Origin of the sequence: Sphingobacterium paucimobilis HER1398 (genome assembly GCF_000416985.1) — a bacterium.
In the GTDB taxonomy this organism is placed as follows: Bacteria; Bacteroidota; Bacteroidia; order Sphingobacteriales; family Sphingobacteriaceae; genus Sphingobacterium; species Sphingobacterium paucimobilis.
Window position 1 is genome coordinate 200,785 of the sequence record NZ_ATDL01000016.1, and the last position, 25,823, is coordinate 226,607.

The window sequence follows — 25,823 nt, forward strand, 5'->3', positions numbered from 1 at the left end:
TTTTTACCATATTTATTGTTGGGTACAACGACACAAGCTGATTGCGCTAACATTGTCGGTATTGTTTTTATTGTTTTTTGGTTTTCTGGCTTCTAAGATCCGTTTTGAAGAAGATATAACACAGATTATCCCAAAGAGTGAGCGGTCAGATCTAACTACAAAAGCGATTCGGCAGGTTAATTTTTCGGATAAAATCACTGTTCTTATAGAGCGGTCCCCAACTGCGGCTGTGGAGGATCTTGTAGAGGCGGCTCAAGGTCTTGCGGATACCTTATCTCAAGATAGTCTTTATATCCGCGAGATTACAGGGCAGTTGGATGAAGGAGTGATAGGGCAGGCTTACGATTTTGTATATGAGCATATTCTTTTTTTTCTTGATGAGTCGGATTATGATAGTTTGGCGGTACGTATATCTAAAGAGGGATTGTCTCAGCGCATGGCAGCAAATTATGAAACGCTGTCCTCGCCATCAGGCTTTGTCTTAGGAGAATTTATTCAGAAGGATCCCTTGGGGCTGGCTGTAATGGGACTCCAAAAGCTCCAACGGATCAGTGTGGGGGATCACTTTTTACTTTATGATGGTTTTATAACAAGTAAGGATACGACGCAAATACTTCTCTTTTTAAGCCCCCAATATGAAGGTGCCGAGACGGAGAAGAATAAAGCTTTTGCGGAGGAGCTGTATGGTTTGCAAAAAATCTGGAACAGCACCTATGAGGGACGTGTCCGTATTTCTTATTTTGGTTCTGCACTGGTTGCTGTCGCGAATGCGGATCAGATTAAAGGGGATATTCTAAAGACGATACTGCTATCGATGTCGGTGCTGATGGTGCTCTTGATTCTGTTTTATCGGAAGTTGTATATTCCGTTGTTGGTGTTTATACCGACCATTTTTGCAACGGTGTTTGCATTGGGCTGCCTTTACTTGTATAAGCCTGTGATCTCGGCCATATCACTGAGCATTGGGGCTGTTCTGATTGGTATTACTATAGATTTCGCTTTGCATATTTTGACCCACTTCAAGAAGAATACGGATGTAAAAGTATTGTTTAAAGAGTTGACTAAGCCGCTATTGATGTCGGGGACGACGAATGCGGTGGCTTTTCTCTGTCTTCTTTTTGTTCATTCTACAGCATTAATTGATCTGGGAATTTTTGCATCGATTACGCTGGTCGCTTCTTCGGTATTCACGTTGCTTATTATTCCACATCTTTATAAGCCTAAAGAGGAGCTTCGGCATAATAGCTTGTTGGATAAGGTGGCTGCATTTCCTTTTGAGAGAAGTAAGGTATTACTTGTTTCTTGTATTATCCTGATCGGAGTCAGTTTATTTACGAGTGGTAAAGTGCGTTTTAATAATGATCTGGCTGGCTTGAACTATATGCCTGCTGACTTAGCGGATACAGAATCCCGTCTGGATAAGCTCATGAATACTTCGGCCAAATCGTTGTATGTGGTGGCGACAGGTAATACCTTGGATACGGCGTTGCAGCGGAATGTAGAGATTGCTGCTTACCTTAATCTAGCTAAGGCGGAGGAGCTTATATTGGACTTTTCTAACGTAAGTGATCTGTTGAATCCTATTCAGGTTCAACAAGCTAAAATAGCAGCATGGAACTCCTTTTGGCATTATCATAATAAAGAGTTGGTTATACGTAATCTCCGCAATATAGGGGAGGAATATGGATTTACAGCAGATGCCTATGAGCAGTTTTTTGGACTGTTGCGGGAGCCTTTTTCTCCGATGGCACTCTCGGATTTGGAACTGTTACCGAATGTAGGTGTCCGTGATTTTGTTGTTAGCAAGAATGGGTTCTTTACCGTATCATCGATGGTTAAACTGGAGGAGAAGCATAGAAATCAGCTTGTCAAGAAACTGGAGGAAATGCCTGGCGTGGTGGTGGTCGATCGGAAGCAATTGAATGAAACCTTTTTAGGGAAGTTGAGAGACGATTTTAATGCGTTGGTAGGGTATTCTTCGGTGGCTATATTGTTAATCCTGTGGGTGTTTTTTAGGCGATTGGAACTGGTGTTGCTCGCTGCTATTCCGATCGGTCTTACAGGGTTGGTAACGGCTGGGATAATGGGGCTTTTTGGGCTTGAGTTTAATATTTTTTCTGCGATCGTATGTACTTTGGTATTTGGACATGGCGTGGACTTCAGTATTTTTATGACAGCGGCCTTGCAAAAGCAGTATAGTACGGGGGAGGATGAGCTTCAGGTGTTCCGTACTTCTATTTTATTGGCTGTGTTGACGACTGTATTGGCTATTGGGGCGCTGATATTTGCCAAACACCCTGCATTGATTTCTATTTCTTCGGTGTCGTTGATCGGGGTTTTTGCTGCAGTGGTGATTACGTTTGTGTTTTATCCTATTATCTTTCGTTTCTTTATTACGGATCGGGCTAAACATGGAAAGTCACCGTTCACTGTCTTTATTCTGTTCTGGTCTTTATTGCTTTTCCTATATTATGGTTTAGGTTGTATTTTTCTTTCTTTCTTCGCGCGATTGGTGCTTCCTATTATTCCTGTCAAACGTGAGCGTAAAGATGGTCTTTTAAGATACTTGATCTCTAAGTTTATGAAGTCGGTGTTGTATGGCTATCCGTTGGTGAGCAACAAAACGGCTAATCCTTACGGCGAACGCTTTGAGAAGCCTGCGGTAGTGATCGGTAATCATAGTTCTTTTCTAGATACCCTTACCATGGGGATGTTGGTTCCGAAGATGATCTTTCTGGTGAATGACTGGGTTTGGAAATCTCCGATTTTTGGAAGGGCTGTTCGGGTTCTTGGATTTTATCCGACAAGTAATGGGGTGGAGGGGAGTCTAGACTTTTTGAGAGCAAAGGTGGAACAGGGATATTCTATTGTCGTCTTTCCGGAGGGGACACGATCCTATGATAATCAGATAAAACGCTTTCATAAAGGCGCATTTTATCTTGCAGAACAGTTGCAATTGGATATCCTACCTATTTATATTCATGGTAATGGTGATGTGTTGCCTAAGGGTGATGTGTTGATCTTTCCCGGACAGCTTCGTCCGATAGTTGGGAAGCGTATCTCGGTAGTGGATGAAACTTATGGTACGACTTATTCGGAAAGGACGAAAGCGATTTCTGCTTCCTTTAAAGCGAATTTTGAAGACCAACGGTTTGCTCTTGAAAATGCGGATTATTTTGTGGCTAAGATCCATTTGGCGTACCTCTATAAAGATGATGAAATCGTTGAATCTGTAAAAGGTTCCCTAAAACGTTGGAAGCAATTGTTTTGGGAGCTTAATCGGCAGTTGCCAGAGGGAGGGGATTGGTTGCACTGGAGCTCTTCGTTCGGAGAATTGGATTACCTCTTGTCATTGCACCAGGGGAAACGGAAGGTATATGGTTTGATCGAAGAGGTGGAACATAGAAAAGTGGCTGAAAGTATTTACTGGTCTTCTTCTCGAGCGGTACGTTTTGTCGCTGTGCAGCAACGCAGTGATGTGCTGGTGATATCGAAGTTGTTACTTGCGGCGGATTACCTATGGGATGGATGGTTAGATTATCCCTGCATCGTAAATCTTAATAGTGGTAATAACCTTGATCTGTTGCTGGAAAGGAACTTTGTTCTGGAATCCGTTGAAAATGGTATTCAGTTTTATAGGAGGGGGCATGCTTAAGTCGGACTATGATGTGGTGATTGTGGGGAGTGGACTGGGGGGCTTGGCTGCTGCGGTTATCTTAGCTAAAGAAGGTAAGCGTGTGTGTGTACTGGAGAAGAACAATCAGTTTGGAGGCAATCTACAGACTTTCTCACGAAGTAAGAAGATTTTTGATACGGGAGTACATTATATCGGTGGCTTGTCGAAAGGACAGAATTTATACCGTTATTTTTCCTATCTGGGTATTATGGATAAGCTCCATCTGGAACAAATGCCGGAGGTATTTGACTATGTAGGTTTTGGAGATGATGATGTGGAGTATCCTTTGGCTCAAGGTTATGATTCTTTTATCGAACAACTGTGTGTTTTTTTTCCAAATGAGAGTGCTGCATTGGAGCAATACGTGAGCGATCTACAGCGCGTATGTGAGGCTTTTCCTTTGTATAATTTAACGGAACCTGAAGATGTCTCTTATCAGCACCCTTTTTCGGGACTGAGTGTATATGCCTATTTTGAAAAGTTGACTTCTGATGTCACTTTGCGTGCTGTATTGGCTGGTGCCAACTTTTTGTATGCGGGGGATTCGAGACGAACACCTTTTTATCTTCACGCTCTTACCGTAAATTCATATATACAGAGTTCATACCGTTGCATAAATGGAGGTAGTCAAATCAGCAAACAATTGGTTAGACAGCTTCGAAATTTGGGAGGGGTTGCGCTACGGCATCAGGAGGTTGTACAGTATCATAGTCGGGATGGTCGTATATATAAGGTAGAAACGAAAGCAGGGGAGCAGTATCGTGCGGACTTGTTTATTTCTAATGTGGAGCCACAAACAACTTTGAAACAGGTGGATAATGCTTTGTTCCGTTCGGTCTATGTTGACCGGATACAGCATTTACCGCTCACGGTATCTTCTTTCAGTGCGCATTTTGTTTTGAAAGAGGGAGTTGTTCCCTACGTTGGGTCGAATCTATATTATCATCGGGATAAACAGGGGATGTGGAATCTTCCGGCGTATGAACAGGAGCAATGGCCTGAGATGTATATGTTGTCAATGACGGAGGATAAGAATGCTCCTGGATATGCGGATACATTGACTTGTCTCAGTGTGATGCAATTTGAAGAGGTGCGGCCGTGGAGCCTGTCAAAAAATACGGTGGTGGAGGTGTGTGATAGGGGGAAAGATTATGATGCTTTTAAGGATAGTAGAATAAATCGGATATTGGATAAATTAGAGGTACGCTGGCCGGCGCTACGGGAATCGGTATTGGCTGTGCACGCTTCTACTCCACTGTCTTATCGGGATTATATCGGTACGAGCGAAGGGAATCTATATGGACCTGAAAAGGATGTAAATTATGAGATGCAGACCAAAATTTCTCCTAGGACAAAGATTCCTAATTTGTTTTTTGTAGGTCAGAGTGTCGGGATGCATGGTGTGCTGGGGGTGACCATTGGTGCTGTGGCTACGTGTATGGAGGTGTTGGGGGGAGGATTCTATTTATTGGCTAAAATTAAAGCAGTGACGGATGAGTAGAATCGTGCAATTTATTTTTCTGTTGCTCGTGTGTTCTTCCTGTGCATCGAATAGAATTTCGAAGCGGTATGCCCGTTCGTTTGTGGAGCAGGTCGATACAGTTCGGCTGGTGCGGGAGGAGGATACGGTGCGTGTTCTGAGCAATCGGGATTATGTGGTAAAGAATCGGTATGGTACTTGGGAACTTTATGTGTCGGGCGATTCTTATGGTCTGGGGAATCGGATGGGATTGCTGACAGCGGATTTGTTTAGGCATCAACAGGCGGTCTTTATGGGGAAACTGGAAGGCATGGTGTCTTCTGGATTGAAGCGTCGTTTGGTATCTAAGTTTATTCATTGGTATGGCCGGCACTTGGATGATTATATTCCGAGGGGATATCTTGATGAGATTTATGCTTTGTCTACGCATTTGGATAACAGATATGTGTATGCAGGTGATAATTTTAGTCTGACATTATTTATGCACGCCGCGCATGATTTAGGGCACGCTTTGCGGGATTTGGCAATTGTAGGATGCTCGTCGGTAGCTTCTTGGGGGGATAATACGGATGATGGACAACTTTTGATTGGTCGGAATTTTGATTTCTACGTGGATGATGAGTTTGCTGAAAACAAAGTTATTAATTTTGTGCGACCTCATGGAGGGATACCTTTTATGTCGATTTCTTGGGCAGGGATGATTGGTGTTGTTTCTGGAATGAATATGGAAGGCCTTACGGTAACGATGAATGCGGGTAAATCATCTATCCCTCTTTCTGCAAGGAGGCCGATTTCTATTGTCGCTCGTGAGATTTTGGAAAAAGCTGGTACTATTGAAGAGGCAATTGCGGTGGCAAAGGAGGCTCGGTCTTTTGTCTCGGAATCTTTGATGATCGGGAGTGCCCATGATAAAAAGGCGGTTCTTTTGGAAATATCTCCTAAAAAATTTGATGTGTTTGAGGTCGAAAACAGCCAACAATTATTATGTACTAACCATTTTCAGTCCGATACGTATGCTTCTGATAAGCGTAATATAGCCCATATTCAGAATAGCCATTCGAAGTATAGGTATGACCGGCTTTCAGAACTGTTGGGGCAGGAGGATAAACTGAACCCGACCAAAATGGTGGATATATTAAGGGATAAAGAGGGGTTGGCAGGTGAGGATATCGGTTATGGAAATGATAAATCGATAAATCATTTATTGGCCCATCATGCGGTGGTCTTTAAACCCGAGGATAAATTGGTATGGGTATCTAATTCGCCTTATCAGCTGGGAGCGTTTACCGCTTATGATCTGAAGGCTATCTTCTCGGATGAGTCTGTCGTGGGAAGGTCTCGGCTCATGGATTCGCTTACCATAGTGGAGGATCCTTTTGTGCAGTCTGCCGCATATAAAGATTACGAACGTTATAAAAGCGAATCAGATCGTATTATGCAGGCGATACGTTTGAAAAGGGAAATTTCGGAAGAGGATCTCAGAAATTTTAAGGCGCTTAACCCAAATCTTTGGTTAGTTTATTATATTGCTGGACGGTATTGGTATAAAAGAGGAGATTACGATAAGGCGATGGTCGAGTTTTCGAAGGCGTTGACGCTGGAAATTCCTACGGTACAGACTGAAAAAGAAATACAGAAATTATGGGACAAGTCAAACAGAAAGCATCGGAAATAGTTTATTCTTCGCTGCGTGCGATTGAAGCTTTTCAGGAGGTACTATTGCAGCAGCAATTGGCCTATTTGGCAGAGCGATCGCCGTTTTATCAGCGTTTATTTGCGAAGCATAATATCGATGTCTCTAACGTGAAGACCTTGTCTGATCTCCAATCATTACCTACAACCTGTAAAGATGATCTGCAGCTGTATAATGATGATTTTCTGTGTGTGCCTCCTGAGCATATTATTGATTATTGTACAACTTCTGGAACATTGGGCACACCCGTTACTTTTGGACTTACGGACAAGGATCTGGATCGTTTGGCTGCCAATGAGATGCAATCTTTTGAAACTGTAGGAATAAAACAAGGGGATCGCGTGCAGTTGATGACGACTATCGACCGTCGGTTTATGGCGGGACTGGCGTATTTTTTGGGTTTGAGAAAATTGGGCGCTGGTGTAATCCGTGTGGGGTCAGGAATCCCTCAGATGCAATGGGATTCTATACTGAAGTATAAGCCGACTTATCTGATTGCGGTTCCTTCTTTTTTATTGAAGCTGATTGAATTTGCAGAACAACATGATATTGACTATAATAAAAGTAGTGTTAAAGCGGTAATCTGTATCGGAGAGGCCTTACGTGACAAGGATTTGAATAATACGATTCTTACGGACCGTATTATTAGTAAATGGAATATCAAGCTGCACTCTACGTACGCTTCTACGGAGATGGGGGCTGCATTTACGGAGTGTGGTCGTTTTGCGGGGGGACATGTGCAACCTGATCTGATTATTACGGAGATTGTGGATGATGAGGGTGAAGTGGTTGCGGATGGGGAGAGTGGTGAGCTTGTCGTCACGACACTGGGGGTGGAGGGTTTGCCGCTGTTACGTTTTAAAACAGGGGATATCGTGCGTAAGCATGTAGAACCTTGTGCCTGTGGGCGTCATACGTATCGTATAGGCCCCGTGGAAGGGAGAAAGCAGCATATGGTCAAATATAAGGGCACGACTTTGTATCCGCCTGCTATGCATGATCTATTGGCGGGTTTTCCTGAAGTATTGTTGCATCAGATTGAGCTGTTTCATAACGAGATCGGTACGGATGAAATCGTGATACGTTTGGTGTCTGCGAATTCGTCGGAAGAGTTTATCGGAGGAATTAAGGATCATTTTAGGGCAAAACTGCGTGTTGCCCCAAAGATTGAACTGTGTGTGCTTGAAGAGTTGCAACAGTCGGTTTTTAATCCGCTAAGTCGGAAGCCGATTACTTTTATCGATAATAGGGTATAGCTTTGATGTGCTTATTATCTCAATAACTCTTTTAGGTCATCCTGAGATAGTGATTTTACGAAGCTTTCCTCGGTGGTAACGAGTGATGTCGCTATCGATTTCTTGCGATTCTGCATGGCTACTATTTTTTCTTCGACAGTATCCTTACTGATAAATTTGTAGATGAATACATTACGGGTCTGGCCGATGCGGTGGCTTCTGTCTATGGCCTGCTGTTCGACCGCTGGGTTCCACCACGGATCGAGTATAAATACATAATCGGCTTCGGTAAGGTTGAGACCTACACCTCCTGCTTTTATTGAAATGAGGAATAGTTTGATATTGTCATCTGTTTTGAATTCCTGTACGGCCTGAGCTCTATTTTTTGTGGTACCATCGAGGTAGGCAAAAGGAATATTTAGTTTTTGGAAGTGATTCTTGAAGATTTCGAGGTGCTTAACAAATTGAGAGAAAATCAAAACCTTGTTTCCTTCTGATGATATGGCATCGAGCATTTCAAGAACAGCTTCGAACTTACCCGATCCTGCTTGGTAATTTTCTTCCACCATCTGGGGATGATTGGCCAATTGTCTTAGCTTGGTTAGGCCTTGTAGTAATGCAATCTGCGACCCTTTGCCTTGCTGTTGTACCGTACTGTCGAGTATAGCGTTGCGGTACTCCGATTTGGTGGTCTCGTAGCGTTCGGATTGGTCTTCTGTCATCTCGCAGTAGATAATCTGTTCTGTCTTGGGCGGTAACTCTGTGGCGACTTGATTTTTTGTCCGTCGGAGTACAAAAGGCTTTATGATGGCTTGTAGTCTTTTGGCGGAGGCCTCGTCTTTTTTCTTTTCAATGGGGGTGACAAACTCTTTTTGAAAGAACGAATAGCTGCCCAATAGACCTGGATTTGTAAAGTGCATCTGTGACCATATATCTGAAACCGAATTTTCAACAGGCGTACCGCTGAGGGCTAGTTTGTGACGGCTTTTTAAAACTTTAATTGCCTTAAATGATTTAGATGTCGGATTTTTTATGTTTTGACTTTCATCTAAGATGATGTAGTTAAAAAAGCATTTGCTTAACATGGCTTCATCGCTACGGACAATACCGTAGGTGGTGATAACTAAGTCAAAATGGGTAAAGGCATAAGGATCTTTGAAACGGTTTGTGCCGGTGTGTAAAAGAACTCTTAGCTTGGGGGCAAAGTTATCTGCCTCTTTTTGCCAATTGTATACTAGGGAGGTCGGCAATATCAGTAGAGACGTCTTTGCATGATCCGTATCTTTTAACTCTTCTTTCTGTTTTTGCAGTAGCGCTAATGTCTGTACAGTTTTTCCCAACCCCATATCGTCAGCGAGTACTCCTCCGAATTTATACTCTTGGAGGAAGTGGAACCAATTATAGCCTGCTTGTTGATAAGGACGTAGTTGACCAACGAATCCTTGTGGCTGTCCTATTTCTTGTATCTCTTCGAAATTGCTGAGTTGTTGTAGCTTGCGGCTCATACTTAGTGCTGTATGCTCCGATATTTCATGAAGAATTCCGATATGAGCTTTGTTAAGCTGTAGACTGTCTTTTTTGAGTGCAAATTGAAACAAGTGTTCATACTGGGCGAACCACTCTTCGGGGATAATAGCCACTTCGCCATTGGGTAATACGAATTCCTGTATATGATTAAGGATATGATCCCGTAATTGTATAAAGGGTATTTTGTATGGGCCGAAGTTGGCGAAGGCGCGTACATCAAACCAATCGTTATCTTCGACAACTTCAATATCCAATGAGGTTTTTCCGATAAAGATTTGTTTACCTCCTGTGTCTTGTTTTATTTGGAAGCCTTGAGTTAATAGTTCTTCTTGGTGGTGATTGAGCCAGTCGAATATGCTAAACGTATTTTCGGGATCTGGAACATAGCTGCCGAATAGGGAGTCTTCTTGTTTAAGTCCTAAGTCTAAAAGGTGCTGATGCTGTTTTTCTTCCCAGGCAGCGGATCGCTTGATTCTTGAGAAAGTATACCAATCTTTTTCTTTTTCATATTGTAGACGTACCGATATTTTGTGATCTCCGCCATAGGAGAAGGAGTAATCACCGTAGTTGAACGAAAGCTGTACGTGGGACTGTCCTTCGATAACATAGTTTAAGGTCAGTACGGGGGTGGCATCTTCCTTGATCGTCTTAATGTCAAATCCCTCGGCGTAAACGTTGTTTTTTTCTATCAGATTGGCGACGAATGTTTCAAAGTATTTTTTCTCTGTAGCGCGCGTTACGGTGATATAGCGTTTGTTTAAGAAGGGGCTGAGTTTTTTTCCTTCCAATGGTTGGTTAAAATGGTACAGTGTATTGTCCATTAATAACCATGCTTGGGCGTTGATAATGACTTCGGCATTTTTGAACATGAACTCCATCCGATGCCCATCGTATTTCAGTGTTGGGAAATAACGTGTCTCTACTTCGTTTCGTCTGAAATGAAATAGAATCGATGTCGGTAATGGGGCTATTTGTAGCTTTTGATCCGCAGAATAGCCGTCTTTCTTATTCATTAGGAATAACGGCTTTTGGCCAATTAATTCTAATGCTTTTAATAATTTCTGCTCTAATTTGGGGCGTATATAATCGTATATTTTTTGATCGAATATATTGAGAAAGTAGTCCGCTGGGCGAATGGCTTTTTTATGGTACTTTTTGATGACCTGTGTTTGTTCGACTTCGTCCAACAGTTTGATTATTTTATAGTCCTGCTCATCCAAAGCTGCGGCATATTCTTCAACGGTATTGGAGAACACTCTTTTGGAAGACAAAGAAAGACTGCCATTGGCATTGAGTTGTACAATGTGTGGTTCTATGAGATAGCCTAAATAGGGATGTTCACCGAGTGAATAGACCAATTGGTAACGAATAGATTTTTCTGTTTGCCGCATCTTTACTAATACTTCCTTAAGAAGGCATCTAATATAACCCGAATAACGATAAAGTAAAAATAAAAAGGTAAATAGTTCGTTGTTAGTTATTAGCTATTGGCAGATGGCTTATAGCAGATAGCGGATGGCAGATAGCGGATGGCAGATAGCGGATGGCAGATAGCAGATGGCAGATGGCAGATAGCCATCGGCTATAAGCTTATGGCTATAAATCCTTCATAGACAAAATTAGCTGGACCTTTAAGTATGACATTGGTAAATCTTTGGCCGTTTTTCTCAAAGGACACGTATAATTGTCCGCCTAATGCACGGATAGGGATTTCAAGAGGTCCATTCAAATCTTCTTCGATTGCCATGGCCATAGCAACAGCGGTGGCACCGGTACCACAGGCGTAGGTTTCATTTTCTACACCCCGTTCGAAGGTGCGGAGGAAATAACCAGCTCCTTCTTTTTCTACAAAATTGACATTAATACCATCCTGTCTGTAGGTACTGTTGTTGCGGATCGCATATCCTTGTTGGTATACATCGAGCTGTGTGAGGTTGTTTGCTTTGGTCACATAGTGTGGCGAACCGGTGTGCAAGACGTAAGCTTCTCCATCTTTTTGAATTTCATTGACATCAGTCATTCCGAGTTTTACCTGTTCTCTTTGGATAGTTGCATAGTGCTCTCCATCTACTGCCAAAAAGACAGTTTTGTCTTTTATGATACCAAGATCGCGGGCAAATGCGACAATGCAGCGCCCTCCATTGCCACACATGCTGCCTTCACGGCCGTCTGAATTAAAATAGACCATTTCGAAATCAAGCTCGTTGGTGTTTTGTAGCAGCATTAGCCCGTCGGCACCGATTCCAAACCTGCGATCACATAAATGCTTTACTAGCGCGTTGCTGATGTTATTCAAAACCTTATCTCTATTGTCGATTAGGATGAAATCATTGCCTGCGCCCTGATATTTATGAAATTTAATTTTTTGGTCCATAAAACTTGAAAATATGCATCAAATTTAATATTCTTGTTACAATTGTGCGTCAACGTGTTAAAACATGTTAAAAACCTAAAAAAGTCCCTGTTTATTAACAAATTTTAACTGACAAAAGTTGTGACAGGCCGTGTGATGGTACTACATTTGACTAACACAATTTGTACTTAATTTAGAATAACAAAGTTAGAAATTAAAACAGCAAAGTAATATGAAAAAAATAGGAGTAAGTTTATTAGCAGCTGTCCTAGGAGGGGCAATTGCTGTAGGCGGATACAAGTTTTTTGAAAACAAGCAATTGGATAATATGACTTTTGAAGAGAAACAAAAGGTCTATTATGCAAGTAATCCGACGAGTACAGCATTGTCATCTACGGGTAATCCCGATTTTACGCAGGCAGCAGCGGCAGTTTCGCCAGGTGTAGTGCATATAAAAGTTTCTGTTACGACACGTGGTGGTCAACGTGGTGGCGGTGGCTCAGGTTCGCCTTTTGATCTGTTTGAAGAGTTTTTCGGTATGCCTCAACAACGTAGAGGCCAGCCAGCACAACCTAGACAGGCACAGGCATCTGGTTCTGGTGTAATTATATCGCCTGATGGTTATATTGTCACCAATAATCACGTCGTTGAAGATGCGGACAAAATAGAAGTCCAACTAACGGACAATCGTAGTTTTGAAGCTAAGGTGATCGGCCGTGATCCTAATTTTGATCTGGCCTTGATTAAAGTAAATGCTACGAACCTTCCGATGGTGAAATTAGGTAATTCTGATGATGTACAGGTTGGAGAGTGGGTGTTGGCAGTCGGATATCCGTTGGGTTTGCAGTCTACCGTAACAGCAGGTATCGTCAGCGCTAAAGGACGTCGTATTGGTATCTTGGATGAGCCTTCTCAACAACGTGGCTTTGGACAAGGTGGACAACCTGAGCAGATTGTCAGCACGGCTATTGAATCTTTTATCCAAACGGATGCGGTAATTAATAAAGGTAATAGTGGTGGTGCATTGGTCAATGCCCGTGGTGAACTGATTGGTATCAACTCTGCTATTGCGTCGCCTACTGGTACATATGCGGGATATGGTTTTGCAATTCCAATCAGTCTTGCTAAGAAGGTCTTGGATGATTTTAAAGAATTTGGTAGTGTTAAGCGTGGTTATGTAGGGGTTAGTTTTAAAGAGGTTGGTGTCGTGCGCAAGGAATACGGATTGGATGATGTCAATGGACTGTATGTGGAAGAAGTGGTGAAAGGTGGTGGTGCAGAAGGTGCTGGAATTAAGAAGGGGGATATCATTACTAAGGTAGATGGAAAAATTATCTACGGATCGCCTGATTTGCAAGAACGTGTAGCCAGACTTCGTCCAGGTGATAAAGTGAAGCTTACCTATAAGAGGGATGGAAAAGAGAAGGACGTTATGGTAACACTAAAGGGAGAAGAGGTTAATAAGTCTTCCGCAAATGAGGAAGGATCAAGTGCTAGTGCAACGCAGATCTTTAATAAATTGGGAGCGAGTTTTATCCCTGCAACTGACGCGCGTAAGAAAGAGTTAGGTATTACTTCTGGGGTAGTGGTGACTCAAGTGCACCGCGGAGGAGTGTTCGAATACTTTGGTGTAGAAAGAGGCTTGGTGATTACGGAGGTTAATGGTAAAACAGTGAATAGTGTGGATGATGTCGAATCTGCTCTAGCATCTACAAAACGTAATATTGTACGTATAAAAGGAGTTCCTCAACGTGGTAGTACGGTGGAGTTGAATGTTCCTATTGAGTATTAAACAGTAGAATAGTTTAAATAAGAACAAAGTATGGTTTCGAAAAAAGCCATACTTTGTTTTTTTATATATAATCTGGATTTTTGAGGGATGAATATTTTAATGGTATGTTTGGGCAATATCTGCCGGTCACCGCTGGCCCATGGTGTATTGCAACAGATGGCTGTGGCTAAGAATTTAAATTGGCATGTGGATTCGGCAGGGACGGGAGACTGGCATGTGGGGCAGGCTCCTGATCATCGGTCGATAGCTGTTGCGAAAAAATATGGTGTGGATATCTCTGGGCAACGGGCGCAACATTTTACCGTAGCACTTTTCGATTTGTATGATCTTATTCTGGTCATGGACAGACAGAATTATCAGGATGTATTAGGTTTAGCAAATACAGCAGAGCAAAAAGACAAGGTCAGATTATTTTTAGATGATGATGTTGTTCCTGATCCTTATTTTGACGATGCGCTATTTGAACCGGTATACGATATGGTCGAAAAGCGATGTCAGCAGTTGATATCGGAGTTATCTTAAAGAATGGCATGACAATTCTTTCTGTTGAAATCATTATTTTTGACTTTTTATAAATATGAAATACTCATGTTTATCAAGGTGCAAACATCCATAGTCCGTCAGCTGGCGGATGACAGATAAAAAACAGGTTATACATATATGAAAGCAGCAGAAGTAAATAAAAAATGGAATATCCTGAGAGAGGCTCTCGCTCAAAATTTTGATATGGAATTGCCCGATATAAAGGTGGTTTTGTTTTTAATCGGGGTTCAGGAATTGGGCCAAGGGCCAAAGAAATTTTCTAAACGGGAGAAGGAAGAGTTGATGCATATTGCGACTTGTAGGCTCTTTAGTTCGATGGGCTTTTATGAGCTTGAAGGGCTCGACGAACAGGGATGGCCACATTGGAAATTGGTGAAAGCTATTCCAAATTATACCTTATTGGAACAGGAATTAATTATGAAATCGTTGATTATTGATTACTTTCAGGAACTGGAAGTGATATAACTTATTTTTATGAAAAGATTTTTACTGACTTTTTTTTTAGGACTATTTCTTGTGGCAGCGCAGGCGCAGAAGCCACAGCATTATTATGTGGAGCTTAAGACCGGTAAAGGGAATATTTTGATTCAGCTTTATAATGAAACTCCTAAACATAGGGATAACTTTAAGAAATTAGTCAACGATGGCTATTACGACTCTTTGCTTTTTCATCGGGTAATCCAGAATTTTATGATCCAAGGTGGAGATCCTGATTCGAAAAACGCGGCGGATAATGCCATACTGGGCAACGGCGGTCCTGACTACAAAGTGAATTCTGAGATACAGGATGGTCTTATCCATAAAAAAGGAGCGTTAGGAGCTGCTCGAGATAATAATCCCGCAAAGCAATCTTCTGCATCACAGTTTTATATTGTTCAGGGACGTAGGTTTACAAACCAAGGATTGGATTCTCTGGAACAATTTCGAATGAATGGAAAGAAGCTTTCGGCTTTACAGCGTGAGCAATATATGACTGTAGGTGGAGCGCCTCATCTGGATGGCAATTATACGGTATTTGGTCAGGTAGTCCATGGATTGGAGGCGGTAGACGGTATTGCTGGTGTCAAAACAAATGCCCAGGACAGACCTGTTGTCAATGAACGTATGTTTGTGCGGTTATTGACGAGAAGAGAGGCTGTAAATCAGGACCGGGAATTACAAGGTCTTAAGCCCAAATCAGGATTTCTTACAGAATTTTTTGATGCTTTTAAGTCAAAGAAATATAAGCTGTAGAAGGTTTTGGTTGAGTGATTAATTAATAATTGACTAGTAATGAAGATTGTAACATATAATGTGAATGGGATACGGGCAGCCTTGAAGAAGGATTGGATAGGTTGGTTGAAGACTGTGGACCCGGATGTGGTCTGTCTGCAGGAAATTAAAGCTACGCCGGATCAGGTTCCTGAAATAGCTTTTTTTGAACAGATGGGGTACGAACATTACTGGTATCCGGCACAAAAAAAGGGGTACAGCGGTACGGCTATTTTAACTAAAAAGACTCCTAAAAATGTGGAGTATGGGTGCGGACATGAGGATTATGACTTTGAAGGAAGGATTATCCGTGCAGACTTTGATGACGTTTCGGTGATGAGTACGTATTTCCCTTCTGGTACAACGGGGGATACTAGGCAAGCCTTTAAGTATCGTTTTTTAGACGATTTTCAAGCCTATGCGACTAAATTAGTGGAAGAAAAGACTAATCTTATCGTGTGTGGTGATTTTAATATTTGCCATCGAGCGATTGATATCCATAATCCGAAGTCAAATGCCAATACTTCGGGATTTCTGCCTGAAGAGCGTGAATGGATGGAGAATTTTATTAATTCGGGCTTTATTGATACATTCAGGCATTTGCATGCGGAACCACATAACTATACCTGGTGGAGCTACAGAGCTGGATCACGGGGTAAGAACCTGGGCTGGCGTATCGACTATAATATGGCATCAGTAGCCTTGAGAGATCGGATTAAATCTGCTCATATTCTGAGCGATGCTGTGCATTCGGACCATTGTCCGGTGTTACTCGAATTGGGAGACTAAATCAATGTATACGAGGCGGCGCATTTTTGCGTTTCCTCGACTTTGCATTTGATTAGTCGACAGCCGTATTGGGCGAGTTGTTGTGGTCCAATTTGCTCTACTAGATACTTTGCTATATTTTCTGCAGTGGGATTGAATGGAACGAGAACGAGGCTGTCTGCTGCTATGTCCGTGAGCCCTGACAGTAGGGGATCTTCATTCCAAATAAGAAATTTGTGATCAAAATTTTCTTCTAGCCACATACATAGCTTTTCTTTGATGACAGAGAAATCTACTACACGGCCGACTGTGTCTAATTCTTCTGCTTGAACAATAAAGTGTATACGGTAATTGTGACCATGTAGGTACCTGCATTTTCCTTCGTGTCCTACGACCCTGTGCCCACACGAAATATCGTGATATCTCTCTGCTGTAATCATATTGCAAACTTAGATAAAAAGCACTGTATTCGGTAGAAAAGACTTGGTAAACTTGAATTTATCCGTTTGGGACTAGTTTGGTCTGGACTTGCTTGCCTTGTTGATTAAGTCCTATGAATAGGATATAATCGACTTTTGTAGTTAATCCGGACGTGCCCTCTCGCTGTACAATGAATAGGTTCGTTACCTTCATCTTTATGCCATTTAAAGTTGTTTCTATGTAGTATGTCTGGTTATCTATACTGCGTAGATATAGCTTTTGCTCAGGATAGGAAACCAAGGAGAACTCCATGTTGCTTTTGTCATGTGAACTCCAATCTATACCGTAGGCAAACTTGCGCTGTATGGCTGTTAATGGTTTAACCTCTGCGTTGTTATCAAAAAGCTGTCTACTGATTTTGATTGGTTCGTCCATGTCGGTATTTCCCTGAGGATTCTTATTGACTTGGTAGAGGTACGTGTTTTTTCCTCTATTGTGTTGTATGTAAAACAGGAGATCTTTTGCTTTTGGAATGGGATGTCCATCTTGTGCCTGCGCTGAACATAAAAATAAGACGGCGCAGAGGATAGGGATGAATATTTGTTTGTACATAGATTTTAATTCCGTCTTCCTCCAAACATCTTGGCCAGTAGCCATACCAGAAGTACAACAACGACGACTACCATAAGAATACCTGACCAAACTCCGGCTTTGAAAATACCTCCAATAATCTCACAACTGGTCAATGACATTATAGTCAGGATCATTAGTGTTATAGTGCTTAATTTTTTCATATGTATATAATTTACAGTTGCTATATGGAATATCCCAATTGCATTGTGCACGACTTTATTACTATTGGTGTGCATGCTGCTCTGCGGGTATTGGTGTTTGGGCAGTCTATACTACATGAATATTTCATATTTGACTTTTAATTATTAACAAGTAAGCTGCAAAAAGGTTTATTCCTTTCGTTTTAAATAATTGTAAAGAATCAGTGTTGGATCGGTTCTATACGAATAAATGTATAGCGGACACGCTGGTTTGTATATCAATAATCACCATGGGAGAGGTATGTGAAAAATCCCAGGCTTTTTGGTTCCTGGGATTTAAAGTTTATTTAATACTACTAATTTTTGTTGTTATTCTGCTCTTAATATTTTTGCAGCTTTGACCATAGATTCTAATGCAGCTTTTGTTTCTGGCCAAGCACGTGTTTTTAGACCACAGTCTGGGTTGACCCAAAGTTGTTCAGAAGGAACAACTGCTTTTGCCTTGCGCAATAGATCGACCATTTCTTCTGTGCTAGGTACACGAGGAGAGTGGATGTCATATACGCCTGGGCCGATGTCGTTTGGATATTTAAAGTCGCCAGCGAAGGCATTTAATAATTTCATCTGTGAACGTGATGTCTCAATGGTAATCACATCGGCATCCATCGCTGCGATATCTTTGATTACATTGTTGAATTCGGAATAACACATGTGGGTATGGATCTGTGTATCGTCTGCAACATTGGAGGAGGAGACACGGAACGCACGCACGGCCCAATTCAAATATTCTTGCTGATCGGCTTTCCGTAAAGGAAGTCCTTCACGTATTGCAGGCTCATCAATCTGAATGATTTTGATGCCTGATTTTTCTAATGCCTGCACTTCATCCAATATCGCTAATGCAATTTGATAGGTCGTGGTAGAACGTGGCTGGTCGTTGCGGACAAATGACCATTGAAGGATGGTAACAGGACCTGTCAACATTCCTTTTACAGGACGGTTGGTCAATGATTGCGCATAAGCTGACCAACGCACTGTCATATCTGCCGGGCGATACACATCCCCGTAAATCACTGGCGGCTTGACACAGCGTGAACCGTATGATTGCACCCATCCATATTGTGTAAATGCATAACCAGCTAATTGCTCGCCGAAGTATTCGACCATGTCATTGCGTTCGAACTCTCCGTGTACTAATACATCGATCTCTAATTGTTCTTGAAGACGAATGGTGTTTTCTGTTTCTTCAGCAATAGCTTTATCGTATTCTTCTTGTGTAATGGTTCCTTTTTTCAGATCTGCACGCCATTTACGAACATCTTTGGTCTGTGGGAATGATCCAATCGTGGTTGTAGCGAATGATGGTAAGTTGAATTTTGCTTGTTGTGCTGCTTTACGTGATGCAAACGGGGATGTGCGTTGTGCATCTTCATCTGTAATATTACTGACACGTTCCTTTACTTCAGGTCGGTGTATTAATGGGGATGTACGACGGCTTTCTGCGGCGGCTTTGTTGGCTTCAAAGTGTTGGGCTGTTGTTGCGTCAACGTCTCCATTGGCTAATATAGCGAGGTCTTTTACTTCTGCTAGCTTTTGTTTGGCAAATGCTAACCAGTTTTTTACTTCAGCAGGAAGTGTCTCTTCATTCTTTTCGCTGTCCAAATCAAATGGTACGTGGAGTAGAGAAGAAGAAGTGCCTATCCATACACGATCCGCACCTAATGCATTAACGGCCTGCTGGATTTTTGTAAGTGATTTTTGATAATCATTCTTCCATATATTACGTCCCTCTACAACGCCTAAAGAAAGAGTCAGTGATGATGGAACCTTATCTAAAAGTGTGTCTAATTGATTCTCACCACGTACCAGGTCAATATGTAGGGCATGTACAGGTAAATTGACTGCTAGGTCTTCATTGTCCTGTAATGCCTCGAAATAAGTGGTTGCAATAAGTTTTGCATTTCCAGCAGCACTATTTAATCTTTCAAAAACTTGGTTATATAAAGCTTTTGTTTTAGCATCGATATCCAGGGCCAAGTAGGGTTCATCAATTTGGATGTATTTAGCGCCCGCGTCAGCTAGCTTGGACAGGATCTGTTCGTAAACTGGTAATAGGTTTTCAATTAAGTCAATACGGTTAAACCCTGTTTCTTTTTCTTTTCCTATCAATAAGTATGTGATGGGGCCGATAATAACTGGCTTGGTGTCGATACCAAGAGCTTTAGCTTCATTGTATTCATTTAAGAACTTTTCTGAACTAAGTTTGAATGTCTGTCCTTTTGTAAATTCAGGAACCATGTAGTGGTAGTTTGTGTCAAACCACTTGGTCATTTCGGACGCTGTAACGTCTATTCCGTCTTGTTGGAAACCGCGAGCCATAGCGAAGTACAGATCTAAACTGTAGCCGTTGTCTGCTTTATCCAATAAAGAGCTGTAACGAGCCGGTATCGCACCTAACGTTAAGGAAAGATCCAATACTTGATCATAAAAAGAGAAATCATTGGAAGGAATTAAATCAATTCCGGCATTCTTTTGTGTGTTCCAATTTGCTTGACGGATTTCTTTGGCTGTTTGAAGTAATTCTTCCGCAGAAATCTTTTTAGCCCAATACGCCTCATTAGCTTTTTTTAGTTCGCGGAAAGGTCCCACTCTTGGGTAACCTAAGTTGTTGGTAATTAACATACTATTCCCTTTTTAAAATGTTTTTTAATAAAAAAATAATGCTGTAGAGAGAGTTCTTGGATCAGAAACTTCGGCTTATCTTTTCCGCCAGCTGGCGGATAGAATTTAGCACCTTGTCAAGGGACAGGTTGCTAAGGCTTCATCGGGTCTAGTCCCTCTGCCTTTCTCTATAAGCGCTGCTAAATTAAAGAGAAGAATTGATATTACAAAAAAAAAGACAAAAACAGATTCGTTTTCGTCTTTCTTTGTTCTTGAGGTTATACGATTTTAGCTCACGAGCAGTTTGTATCCTTTACCATGGACATTGACAATCTCTACATTAGGGTCTTCTTTAAGATACTTTCTAAGCTTACTTAAAAAAACATCCATACTGCGACCAGTAAAGTAGTTGTCATCATGCCAGATCTTGATGAGAGCTTCCTCGCGTGTGAGAACATCGTTCTTTTTTAAGCAGAGTAGACGTAGCAATTCTGCTTCTTTGGTCGATAGTTTTTGCTGTTGCCCTTTGTAGGATATAATCTGACTGGTATAATCAAAAAAATACCCGCCAATTTCAAATTTGTCTGCAAGTTCTTCTTCTTTGTCTTTAGATACTCGTTTGAGCAAAGCGTTAATACGTAGTAAAAGTTCTTCGACACGAAATGGCTTTGTTATATAGTCGTCTCCTCCCAATTCAAAGGCTTGGGTTTTGTCTTCCATCATTCCTTTGGCCGTGGCAAAAATAATGGGGATGGTCTGATTTATTTTCCTGATTTCTTTTCCTAATGTGAACCCATCTTTTCTAGGCATCATGACATCGAAAATACAAAGATCGAAATTGTCTTTTCGAAACTGCTCTAATGCTTGCTCTCCATCTTGGCAAAGAACTACTTCGTATTTTCCTTTTAATTCTAGGTAGTCTTTTAAGAGTTCACCTAGATTAGGGTCATCTTCTGCTAATAATATCTTTTGCATAGTGGTTTGTTGTCTTTGTTTATGAGTTATCGATGTCTTTTGATTTTAATGGTAATGTTATCTCAAAAGTTGTGCCTCTATCTTTTTCGCTTTTTACCTGAATTTTTCCATCTAACCTCTTAATGATATCATGGACATAACTTAATCCCAGTCCAAAACCTTTTACGTTATGTAAATTGCCTGTAGGAATTCGGTAGAATTGGTCAAATATTTTTTCTTGTTGTTCTTTTGTCATGCCCATTCCCTTGTCAGAAATTGATATTATGATGTTTTCTTTCGAGTTGTGGCTTTTTACTTGTATCTCTGGAGAATTCGGGCTGTATTTTATCGCATTGTCAACTAAGTTAAAGAATACATTAGAAAGATGCAATTCGTCTCCAATGACTAAGTCTTTAGTGGCCGATAGGTCAGCTTTGATTTTTCCCTGAGCTTTTTGCAGTTGCAATTGCATGCTGTCCAATACGCCTTCCAGTAAGGAGTTGACCTGGACTTCAGTGCGCTCTATTCTTAGGTTCTCTTTTTCTAGTTTAGCTATATTGAGCACGCGTTCGATGTGACTGCCTAGTCGTACATTTTCGTCGTATATAATATTTGCTAGTTTATTTACGCGTTGTTCGTTTGATGCTATTTCGGGATCTCTCAGAGATTCACTTGCAATCATAATAGTCGCCACTGGAGTTTTGAACTCGTGAGTCATATTGTTGATAAAGTCTGTTTTCATTTCTGAAATTTTCTTCTGCTTGAAGATGATCGATAGCGTGTAGGCAAAACAACCAATAAGTAAGGCAAATAGGGTAAGTGTGGGGATTATGAGGTAGCTCATATTGTCTACGATAACCCTTTTTTTATTTGGAAAATATATGCTCAGGCGTCCGGTAGGTTGCTCGCCGTAATCCCCTTTAAACAAGGCTGTGGTATAACGTGGGGACTTGTTTGTTGCGGCAAGGGTCTCTGCGTCAGGACTATGATATATGATTCTGGAGCGATCTCTGATCTCGATATTGAATGGCGAATTGATACCCCGAGATTGGAGTTCTTCCTGAAGTAGCTTTTGAACCTGACCCTGGTTTACGCGCTGCTCAAGCGGTCTATTGGAAAGCTGTATACTTAGGGCGAAGTCTTCGACAACGCCAACTTTCTTTCCTCCTAAAATGGCGAGGGTGTCGAATGCATTTTCTGCTCCTGCCAATGCGTTTTTCTTGTCCGCTAGAAACTCTCTGTTGAGTGTTTCTAATTGTGATCGGAGTTCCATAAGTTCAAAAGCAATCTTTGCATCTGCTTTGGGTGGTAAGGTCGCAATCCTATAGTCACGCACGATGCCTAGACCATCGATAGTGGAGACCACATATCGAACGGAGTCATCTTTTGCACTGACGCGTGGCAGTTCCTGAGTAGCAGATACGACAACAAAACTCTGTGCTAGAGAAGTTCCTGGAATGCGCTCTTGAACAAGGCTGATGTCTATATATCGCTGGTTTTGACGTTTACGGAAATAGGTTTCGTAGAACCAGTTTTCAATATAGGTGATATTGGCAAAAATTGCTTTTAGCTTTTCGTCTTCTTCTCTAAATATGTTTTCAACGTCAACCTGTTTTAACCGTAGTTTTTCTATTTGTCGCTGTATACGCAGCTGTTCTGCAAGCATTCTTTGCTTTTTCTGCTCGGCCTCGTGCTTTTCTTGGTTGGCTCGAGTTATGAATTCAATGTTATTGGACATCTCACTCTTTTCAATCTCTGCAGCGACTTTGGCTAATGAAGTGTTGATTGCTTCGTCAAAAAGAATGGATTTCTGTTTGTAGGTCTCCCGGATGAAATAGTATTGCATGGCCACTACGCCAAGTAGGGCAATAGACATTAAACCTATAATCAGTGAGATGCTTTTTTTCTTCATTGTTACAAAAATAGTAATGTATTATACCTTGAAGTTCTCTTTAACACTATTTAACAGCGGTTTAAGGAATTAGAGGAGGTGGTATTGTTGATAATATTTGTATTTTTATTAAAATATGGGTGTATGTATGGTTCATACATTTTCTTTTTTATTGATTATGAAAAATATGAATTCTAATATAGTGAAAAGAATAGGTTTTAGTTTTTCTTTTTTTATGTTAATGTCCGGCTTGGTGTGGGCACAAGAGGTAGTTCCTGAGAAGAAAGCTAAAAAAGGTTATAGATGTTGTGTGCCTGATTTTGAATTCAATATTCCGAAAATTGATACATTCAAAGTGAACGGAACTGACTCTTTGTTGAGAAATTACGGTCTAAGACCAGTTGAGATTCCTAACGCGTATAAAAGTCCGGAAGAGGGTGTGTCGACTTCGAGAATGCCTGTAGTGCGGCTTTCTGGAAAAAACTGTGCCGCAATGCCTGGGACTGAGCAGTTGGATAAAATGGAAGATGATCAAAAATCTATTCCCCGTCTGAAAACAACGCATTTGCGTATAAAGTGATTAATTTAAATTGACAATAAGAAAAGGGGCGGTAATAATATTACCGCCCCTTTTCTTATTAATGTATGGTCTAAGGTCGATTAATTTACCTCTGAAACTCTAATCGTATTTGTTTTGCCTTTTTCGTGTAAAGGTGTCGAGGCAGTGTTGATTACTATTTGTCCCTTTTCTACTAGTTGACGAGACTTTAAAAGTTCGTTGACATCTTGGATGGTACCATCTGTACTTTCGTATTTTTCGTACATGAAGGTTTTTACTCCCCACAATAGGCTGAGTTGTCTCAATAGATTTTTATTGCCCGTAAATACGTAGATGTCTGCATTGGGTCTGTAGCTGGAGATTTCAAAAGCGGTGTAGCCGGATGCAGTCATTACTGCAATTGCCGAAGCTTTGGTTTTTTCTGCTAAAAATATGGATGATCCACAGATGGCATCTGGAATTTTGTTTACTTCTATAAATGCGTCTACTTTTTCGCTATAGTACGGGTAAGAGGTTGACTCGACATGTGTAATTACCTTTGCCATTGTCTCGATAACAATTTCAGGGAACTCACCCACAGATGTCTCACCGCTCAACATTACGGCGTCTGCTCCATCCAATACGGAATTGGCTACGTCATTAACTTCGGCACGAGTAGGACGTGGTGTGGTGATCATGCTTTCTAGCATCTGAGTAGCAATAATTACTGGCTTTGAGAGGTTGCGACACTTCTGTACAATTATCTTTTGTAGGCCAGGTACTTCTTCCATTGGCATCTCCACACCAAGGTCTCCACGGGCTACCATTACAGCATCTGTGGCATTGATGATAGCATCAATATTTTCGATGGCCTCAGGCTTTTCAATTTTTGCAATTATTTTTGCATGACTTCCTTTAGCCGCTATGATCTCTTTACATTGTTCGATGTCTTCTGCCGAACGTACAAATGACATTGCAATCCAATCGGCACCATGATCTAAAGCAAAGTTTAGATTGTCTAAATCTTCTTCTGTTAATGAAGGGATAGATACCTTTGTGTTGGGTAAGTTTACGCCTTTGCGAGAAGTCAAAATACCACCATGTACAACTTCGCAGACGACAGTGTCTTTGTGGTTGGTCGAGAGGACACGTAGTTGCAATTTCCCGTCATCAAGGAGTATGATTTCGTTTTCCTTAACATCGTTAGGGAAATTTTCATAAGTGATATAGATTTGTTTTTCATCACCAATTAGCTCGTTTGTCGTCATTTCAACTGTCGAACCATTGATTAGGATGGCTCCACCTTCTTTCATCTTACCGATGCGTATTTTAGGACCTTGTAAATCGGCTAATATACTCACGTTGAAAGAGTGCTTTGCGTTTATTTCATTGATGGTGTTGATGACTTGAAGATGGTCGGCCTGGCTGCCGTGAGAGAAGTTCAATCTGCATACATCTACACCTTTGGCAATCATACTGGTCAATATTTCTATATTGGACGATGCAGGACCTAGTGTCGCTACTATTTTGGTTCTCTTTTGAATCTTTTTCATATTGTTGTTATTCTATTTTTTTTCTGTTTCTGATTTAATTTCAGTGTAAACAGATGATTATGGCTAATCTATCCATCTGAAGGGTGTAAATCTTACACACTCTAAAGAATTCGCTAAAATATCAGATTTTCTTTAGATTTCAATATTGTTGGATCAATTTCTTTCACTAACATGATTTCATTGATGGATTTCAAATTGTCTATCAAGTTGTCTAAGTCTTCCTCGTCTATATAGTGTTTGATGATCATAAAATAATCAAAATTGGGTGCTTCTGGTATCAGAAGACCATTCTCGAGGCTTTTATTGTTGATAAGATAATACTCGAAGTCAAACGAATCACAACAATACCTGTACATCTGATAGTGATGTGTTGTTTCTTTTTTTCCTTTTGATTTGTCTTGGATTATATGAAAGTCCAATTCTTCTTGTGGCTTAGTTTTTAGGTTGCCGTTGTGGTCTATTGGAGATTCTTTACCATAGATAAACGCCAGACCTGTGTGTTTATTTATAAAATGGCATAGTCTATAGTCCCGGAAAGAGGAGCTAATGCCTACTAAAATAAAGTCAAGCTCAAGGTCAAAGTCAATATCTAATTTGAAGGTGATTTTATTCAACTTTAAAGTTTCTATGATATATTTACGAAAGTACAACTTATGCGTGTGTTTTTATAGGCATCTGATGTAAAATTTGTATTAAATGAAAGTTTTTTTGTGAT

At 41.0% G+C, this 25,823-nt stretch carries 20 protein-coding genes and 1 riboswitch; of the genes, 10 read left to right on the forward strand and 10 right to left on the reverse strand.

What is annotated here, in order from left to right; genetic code table 11:
- Positions 1 to 61: 61 nt before the first annotated feature.
- The 4 genes from M472_RS37800 to M472_RS37815 are packed head-to-tail and all read left to right on the forward strand — an operon-like array spanning position 62 to position 8,105.
- Positions 62 to 3,655 carry a 1-acyl-sn-glycerol-3-phosphate acyltransferase gene (locus M472_RS37800; protein WP_158499924.1) on the forward strand — a complete coding sequence of 1,198 codons (3,594 nt, stop codon included), beginning with the start codon at positions 62 to 64 and terminating at the stop codon, positions 3,653 to 3,655.
- Positions 3,621 to 5,177 carry a phytoene desaturase family protein gene (locus M472_RS37805; protein WP_021071183.1) on the forward strand — a complete coding sequence of 519 codons (1,557 nt, stop codon included), beginning with the start codon at positions 3,621 to 3,623 and terminating at the stop codon, positions 5,175 to 5,177. Before M472_RS37800 ends, M472_RS37805 begins: the two co-directional genes overlap by 35 nt.
- Entirely contained in the window at positions 5,170 to 6,831 is a 1,662-nt protein-coding gene (locus M472_RS37810) for a C45 family peptidase (protein WP_021071184.1), read from the forward strand. The genes M472_RS37805 and M472_RS37810 overlap by 8 nt, the downstream gene beginning before the upstream one ends.
- Positions 6,798 to 8,105 (forward strand): phenylacetate--CoA ligase family protein, encoded by a 1,308-nt coding sequence (locus M472_RS37815; RefSeq protein ID WP_021071185.1) that lies wholly within the window; start codon positions 6,798 to 6,800, stop codon positions 8,103 to 8,105. Before M472_RS37810 ends, M472_RS37815 begins: the two co-directional genes overlap by 34 nt.
- 14 nt (positions 8,106 to 8,119) lie before the next feature.
- On the opposite strand, the gene M472_RS37820 is transcribed toward M472_RS37815, so the two are convergent.
- Positions 8,120 to 11,002: a DEAD/DEAH box helicase gene (locus M472_RS37820; protein WP_021071186.1), complete on the reverse strand. Its 2,883-nt coding sequence runs from the start codon at positions 11,000 to 11,002 to the stop codon at positions 8,120 to 8,122.
- Positions 11,003 to 11,193: 191 nt separating this feature from the next.
- Entirely contained in the window at positions 11,194 to 11,985 is a 792-nt protein-coding gene (gene dapF / locus M472_RS37825; RefSeq protein WP_021071187.1) for a diaminopimelate epimerase, read from the reverse strand.
- 211 nt (positions 11,986 to 12,196) lie between these two features.
- Here dapF and M472_RS37830 point away from each other — a divergent pair, with 211 nt between their 5' ends.
- The 5 genes from M472_RS37830 (at position 12,197) to M472_RS37850 (ending at position 16,339) form a co-directional block, all read left to right on the forward strand.
- The gene (locus M472_RS37830; protein ID WP_021071188.1) at positions 12,197 to 13,756 is read left to right on the forward strand and encodes a Do family serine endopeptidase; all 1,560 of its coding nucleotides are present in this window, start codon (positions 12,197 to 12,199) and stop codon (positions 13,754 to 13,756) included.
- A gap of 87 nt (positions 13,757 to 13,843) precedes the next feature.
- Complete coding sequence (locus M472_RS37835) at positions 13,844 to 14,278, forward strand: low molecular weight protein-tyrosine-phosphatase (RefSeq protein WP_021071189.1); 435 nt, start codon at positions 13,844 to 13,846, stop codon at positions 14,276 to 14,278.
- Positions 14,279 to 14,416: 138 nt separating this feature from the next.
- A complete protein-coding gene (locus tag M472_RS37840) occupies positions 14,417 to 14,764 on the forward strand; it encodes a hypothetical protein (protein WP_021071190.1) in 348 nt (115 codons plus the stop codon).
- 9 nt (positions 14,765 to 14,773) lie between these two features.
- A complete protein-coding gene (locus M472_RS37845; RefSeq protein ID WP_021071191.1) occupies positions 14,774 to 15,532 on the forward strand; it encodes a peptidylprolyl isomerase in 759 nt (252 codons plus the stop codon).
- 39 nt (positions 15,533 to 15,571) lie between these two features.
- Complete coding sequence (locus M472_RS37850) at positions 15,572 to 16,339, forward strand: exodeoxyribonuclease III (protein WP_021071192.1); 768 nt, start codon at positions 15,572 to 15,574, stop codon at positions 16,337 to 16,339.
- Here the strand turns inward: M472_RS37850 and M472_RS37855 are convergent.
- From M472_RS37855 to M472_RS37875, 6 genes are all read right to left on the reverse strand, one after another.
- Positions 16,336 to 16,758: a 6-pyruvoyl trahydropterin synthase family protein gene (locus M472_RS37855; RefSeq protein ID WP_021071193.1), complete on the reverse strand. Its 423-nt coding sequence runs from the start codon at positions 16,756 to 16,758 to the stop codon at positions 16,336 to 16,338. The two genes, M472_RS37850 and M472_RS37855, sit on opposite strands and share 4 nt — an antisense overlap.
- Positions 16,759 to 16,816: 58 nt before the next feature.
- The gene (locus M472_RS44615; RefSeq protein ID WP_022829402.1) at positions 16,817 to 17,350 is read right to left on the reverse strand and encodes a DUF4833 domain-containing protein; all 534 of its coding nucleotides are present in this window, start codon (positions 17,348 to 17,350) and stop codon (positions 16,817 to 16,819) included.
- 5 nt (positions 17,351 to 17,355) lie between these two features.
- Positions 17,356 to 17,532 (reverse strand): hypothetical protein, encoded by a 177-nt coding sequence (locus M472_RS45645; RefSeq protein ID WP_022829403.1) that lies wholly within the window; start codon positions 17,530 to 17,532, stop codon positions 17,356 to 17,358.
- 348 nt (positions 17,533 to 17,880) lie between these two features.
- The gene (metE, locus tag M472_RS37865; protein ID WP_021071195.1) at positions 17,881 to 20,193 is read right to left on the reverse strand and encodes a 5-methyltetrahydropteroyltriglutamate--homocysteine S-methyltransferase; all 2,313 of its coding nucleotides are present in this window, start codon (positions 20,191 to 20,193) and stop codon (positions 17,881 to 17,883) included.
- Positions 20,194 to 20,265: 72 nt separating this feature from the next.
- Positions 20,266 to 20,369: riboswitch (SAM riboswitch) on the reverse strand.
- Between the two features lie 91 nt (positions 20,370 to 20,460).
- The gene (locus tag M472_RS37870) at positions 20,461 to 21,147 is read right to left on the reverse strand and encodes a response regulator transcription factor (protein ID WP_021071196.1); all 687 of its coding nucleotides are present in this window, start codon (positions 21,145 to 21,147) and stop codon (positions 20,461 to 20,463) included.
- Positions 21,148 to 21,166: 19 nt separating this feature from the next.
- Positions 21,167 to 23,038 (reverse strand): sensor histidine kinase, encoded by a 1,872-nt coding sequence (locus tag M472_RS37875; RefSeq protein ID WP_021071197.1) that lies wholly within the window; start codon positions 23,036 to 23,038, stop codon positions 21,167 to 21,169.
- Between the two features lie 166 nt (positions 23,039 to 23,204).
- Between M472_RS37875 and M472_RS37880 the strand changes: the two genes are divergently transcribed.
- Complete coding sequence (locus M472_RS37880; protein WP_144062749.1) at positions 23,205 to 23,597, forward strand: hypothetical protein; 393 nt, start codon at positions 23,205 to 23,207, stop codon at positions 23,595 to 23,597.
- An 80-nt stretch (positions 23,598 to 23,677) separates the two neighbouring features.
- Here the strand turns inward: M472_RS37880 and pyk are convergent, their stop codons facing one another.
- The gene (gene pyk, locus M472_RS37885; RefSeq protein ID WP_021071199.1) at positions 23,678 to 25,108 is read right to left on the reverse strand and encodes a pyruvate kinase; all 1,431 of its coding nucleotides are present in this window, start codon (positions 25,106 to 25,108) and stop codon (positions 23,678 to 23,680) included.
- 113 nt (positions 25,109 to 25,221) lie between these two features.
- Positions 25,222 to 25,722, reverse strand: coding sequence for an IPExxxVDY family protein (locus M472_RS37890; protein ID WP_031301882.1), 501 nt, complete (start codon positions 25,720 to 25,722; stop codon positions 25,222 to 25,224).
- Positions 25,723 to 25,823 lie beyond the last annotated feature (101 nt).

Bases quoted from the DNA above. Each gene is read 5' to 3' on its own strand.
- M472_RS37805 (WP_021071183.1), top strand. From the start codon at position 3,621: ATGGTATTCAGTTTTATAGGAGGGGGCATGCTTAAGTCGGACTATGAT.
- M472_RS37810 (WP_021071184.1), top strand. From the start codon at position 5,170: ATGAGTAGAATCGTGCAATTTATTTTTCTGTTGCTCGTGTGTTCTTCC.
- M472_RS37815 (WP_021071185.1), top strand. From the start codon at position 6,798: ATGGGACAAGTCAAACAGAAAGCATCGGAAATAGTTTATTCTTCGCTG.
- M472_RS37820 (WP_021071186.1), bottom strand. From the start codon at position 11,002: ATGCGGCAAACAGAAAAATCTATTCGTTACCAATTGGTCTATTCACTC.
- dapF (WP_021071187.1), bottom strand. From the start codon at position 11,985: ATGGACCAAAAAATTAAATTTCATAAATATCAGGGCGCAGGCAATGAT.
- M472_RS37830 (WP_021071188.1), top strand. From the start codon at position 12,197: ATGAAAAAAATAGGAGTAAGTTTATTAGCAGCTGTCCTAGGAGGGGCA.
- M472_RS37835 (WP_021071189.1), top strand. From the start codon at position 13,844: ATGAATATTTTAATGGTATGTTTGGGCAATATCTGCCGGTCACCGCTG.
- M472_RS37840 (WP_021071190.1), top strand. From the start codon at position 14,417: ATGAAAGCAGCAGAAGTAAATAAAAAATGGAATATCCTGAGAGAGGCT.
- M472_RS37845 (WP_021071191.1), top strand. From the start codon at position 14,774: ATGAAAAGATTTTTACTGACTTTTTTTTTAGGACTATTTCTTGTGGCA.
- M472_RS37850 (WP_021071192.1), top strand. From the start codon at position 15,572: ATGAAGATTGTAACATATAATGTGAATGGGATACGGGCAGCCTTGAAG.
- M472_RS37855 (WP_021071193.1), bottom strand. From the start codon at position 16,758: ATGATTACAGCAGAGAGATATCACGATATTTCGTGTGGGCACAGGGTC.
- M472_RS44615 (WP_022829402.1), bottom strand. From the start codon at position 17,350: ATGTACAAACAAATATTCATCCCTATCCTCTGCGCCGTCTTATTTTTA.
- M472_RS45645 (WP_022829403.1), bottom strand. From the start codon at position 17,532: ATGAAAAAATTAAGCACTATAACACTAATGATCCTGACTATAATGTCA.
- metE (WP_021071195.1), bottom strand. From the start codon at position 20,193: ATGTTAATTACCAACAACTTAGGTTACCCAAGAGTGGGACCTTTCCGC.
- M472_RS37870 (WP_021071196.1), bottom strand. From the start codon at position 21,147: ATGCAAAAGATATTATTAGCAGAAGATGACCCTAATCTAGGTGAACTC.
- M472_RS37875 (WP_021071197.1), bottom strand. From the start codon at position 23,038: ATGAAGAAAAAAAGCATCTCACTGATTATAGGTTTAATGTCTATTGCC.
- M472_RS37880 (WP_144062749.1), top strand. From the start codon at position 23,205: ATGAATTCTAATATAGTGAAAAGAATAGGTTTTAGTTTTTCTTTTTTT.
- pyk (WP_021071199.1), bottom strand. From the start codon at position 25,108: ATGAAAAAGATTCAAAAGAGAACCAAAATAGTAGCGACACTAGGTCCT.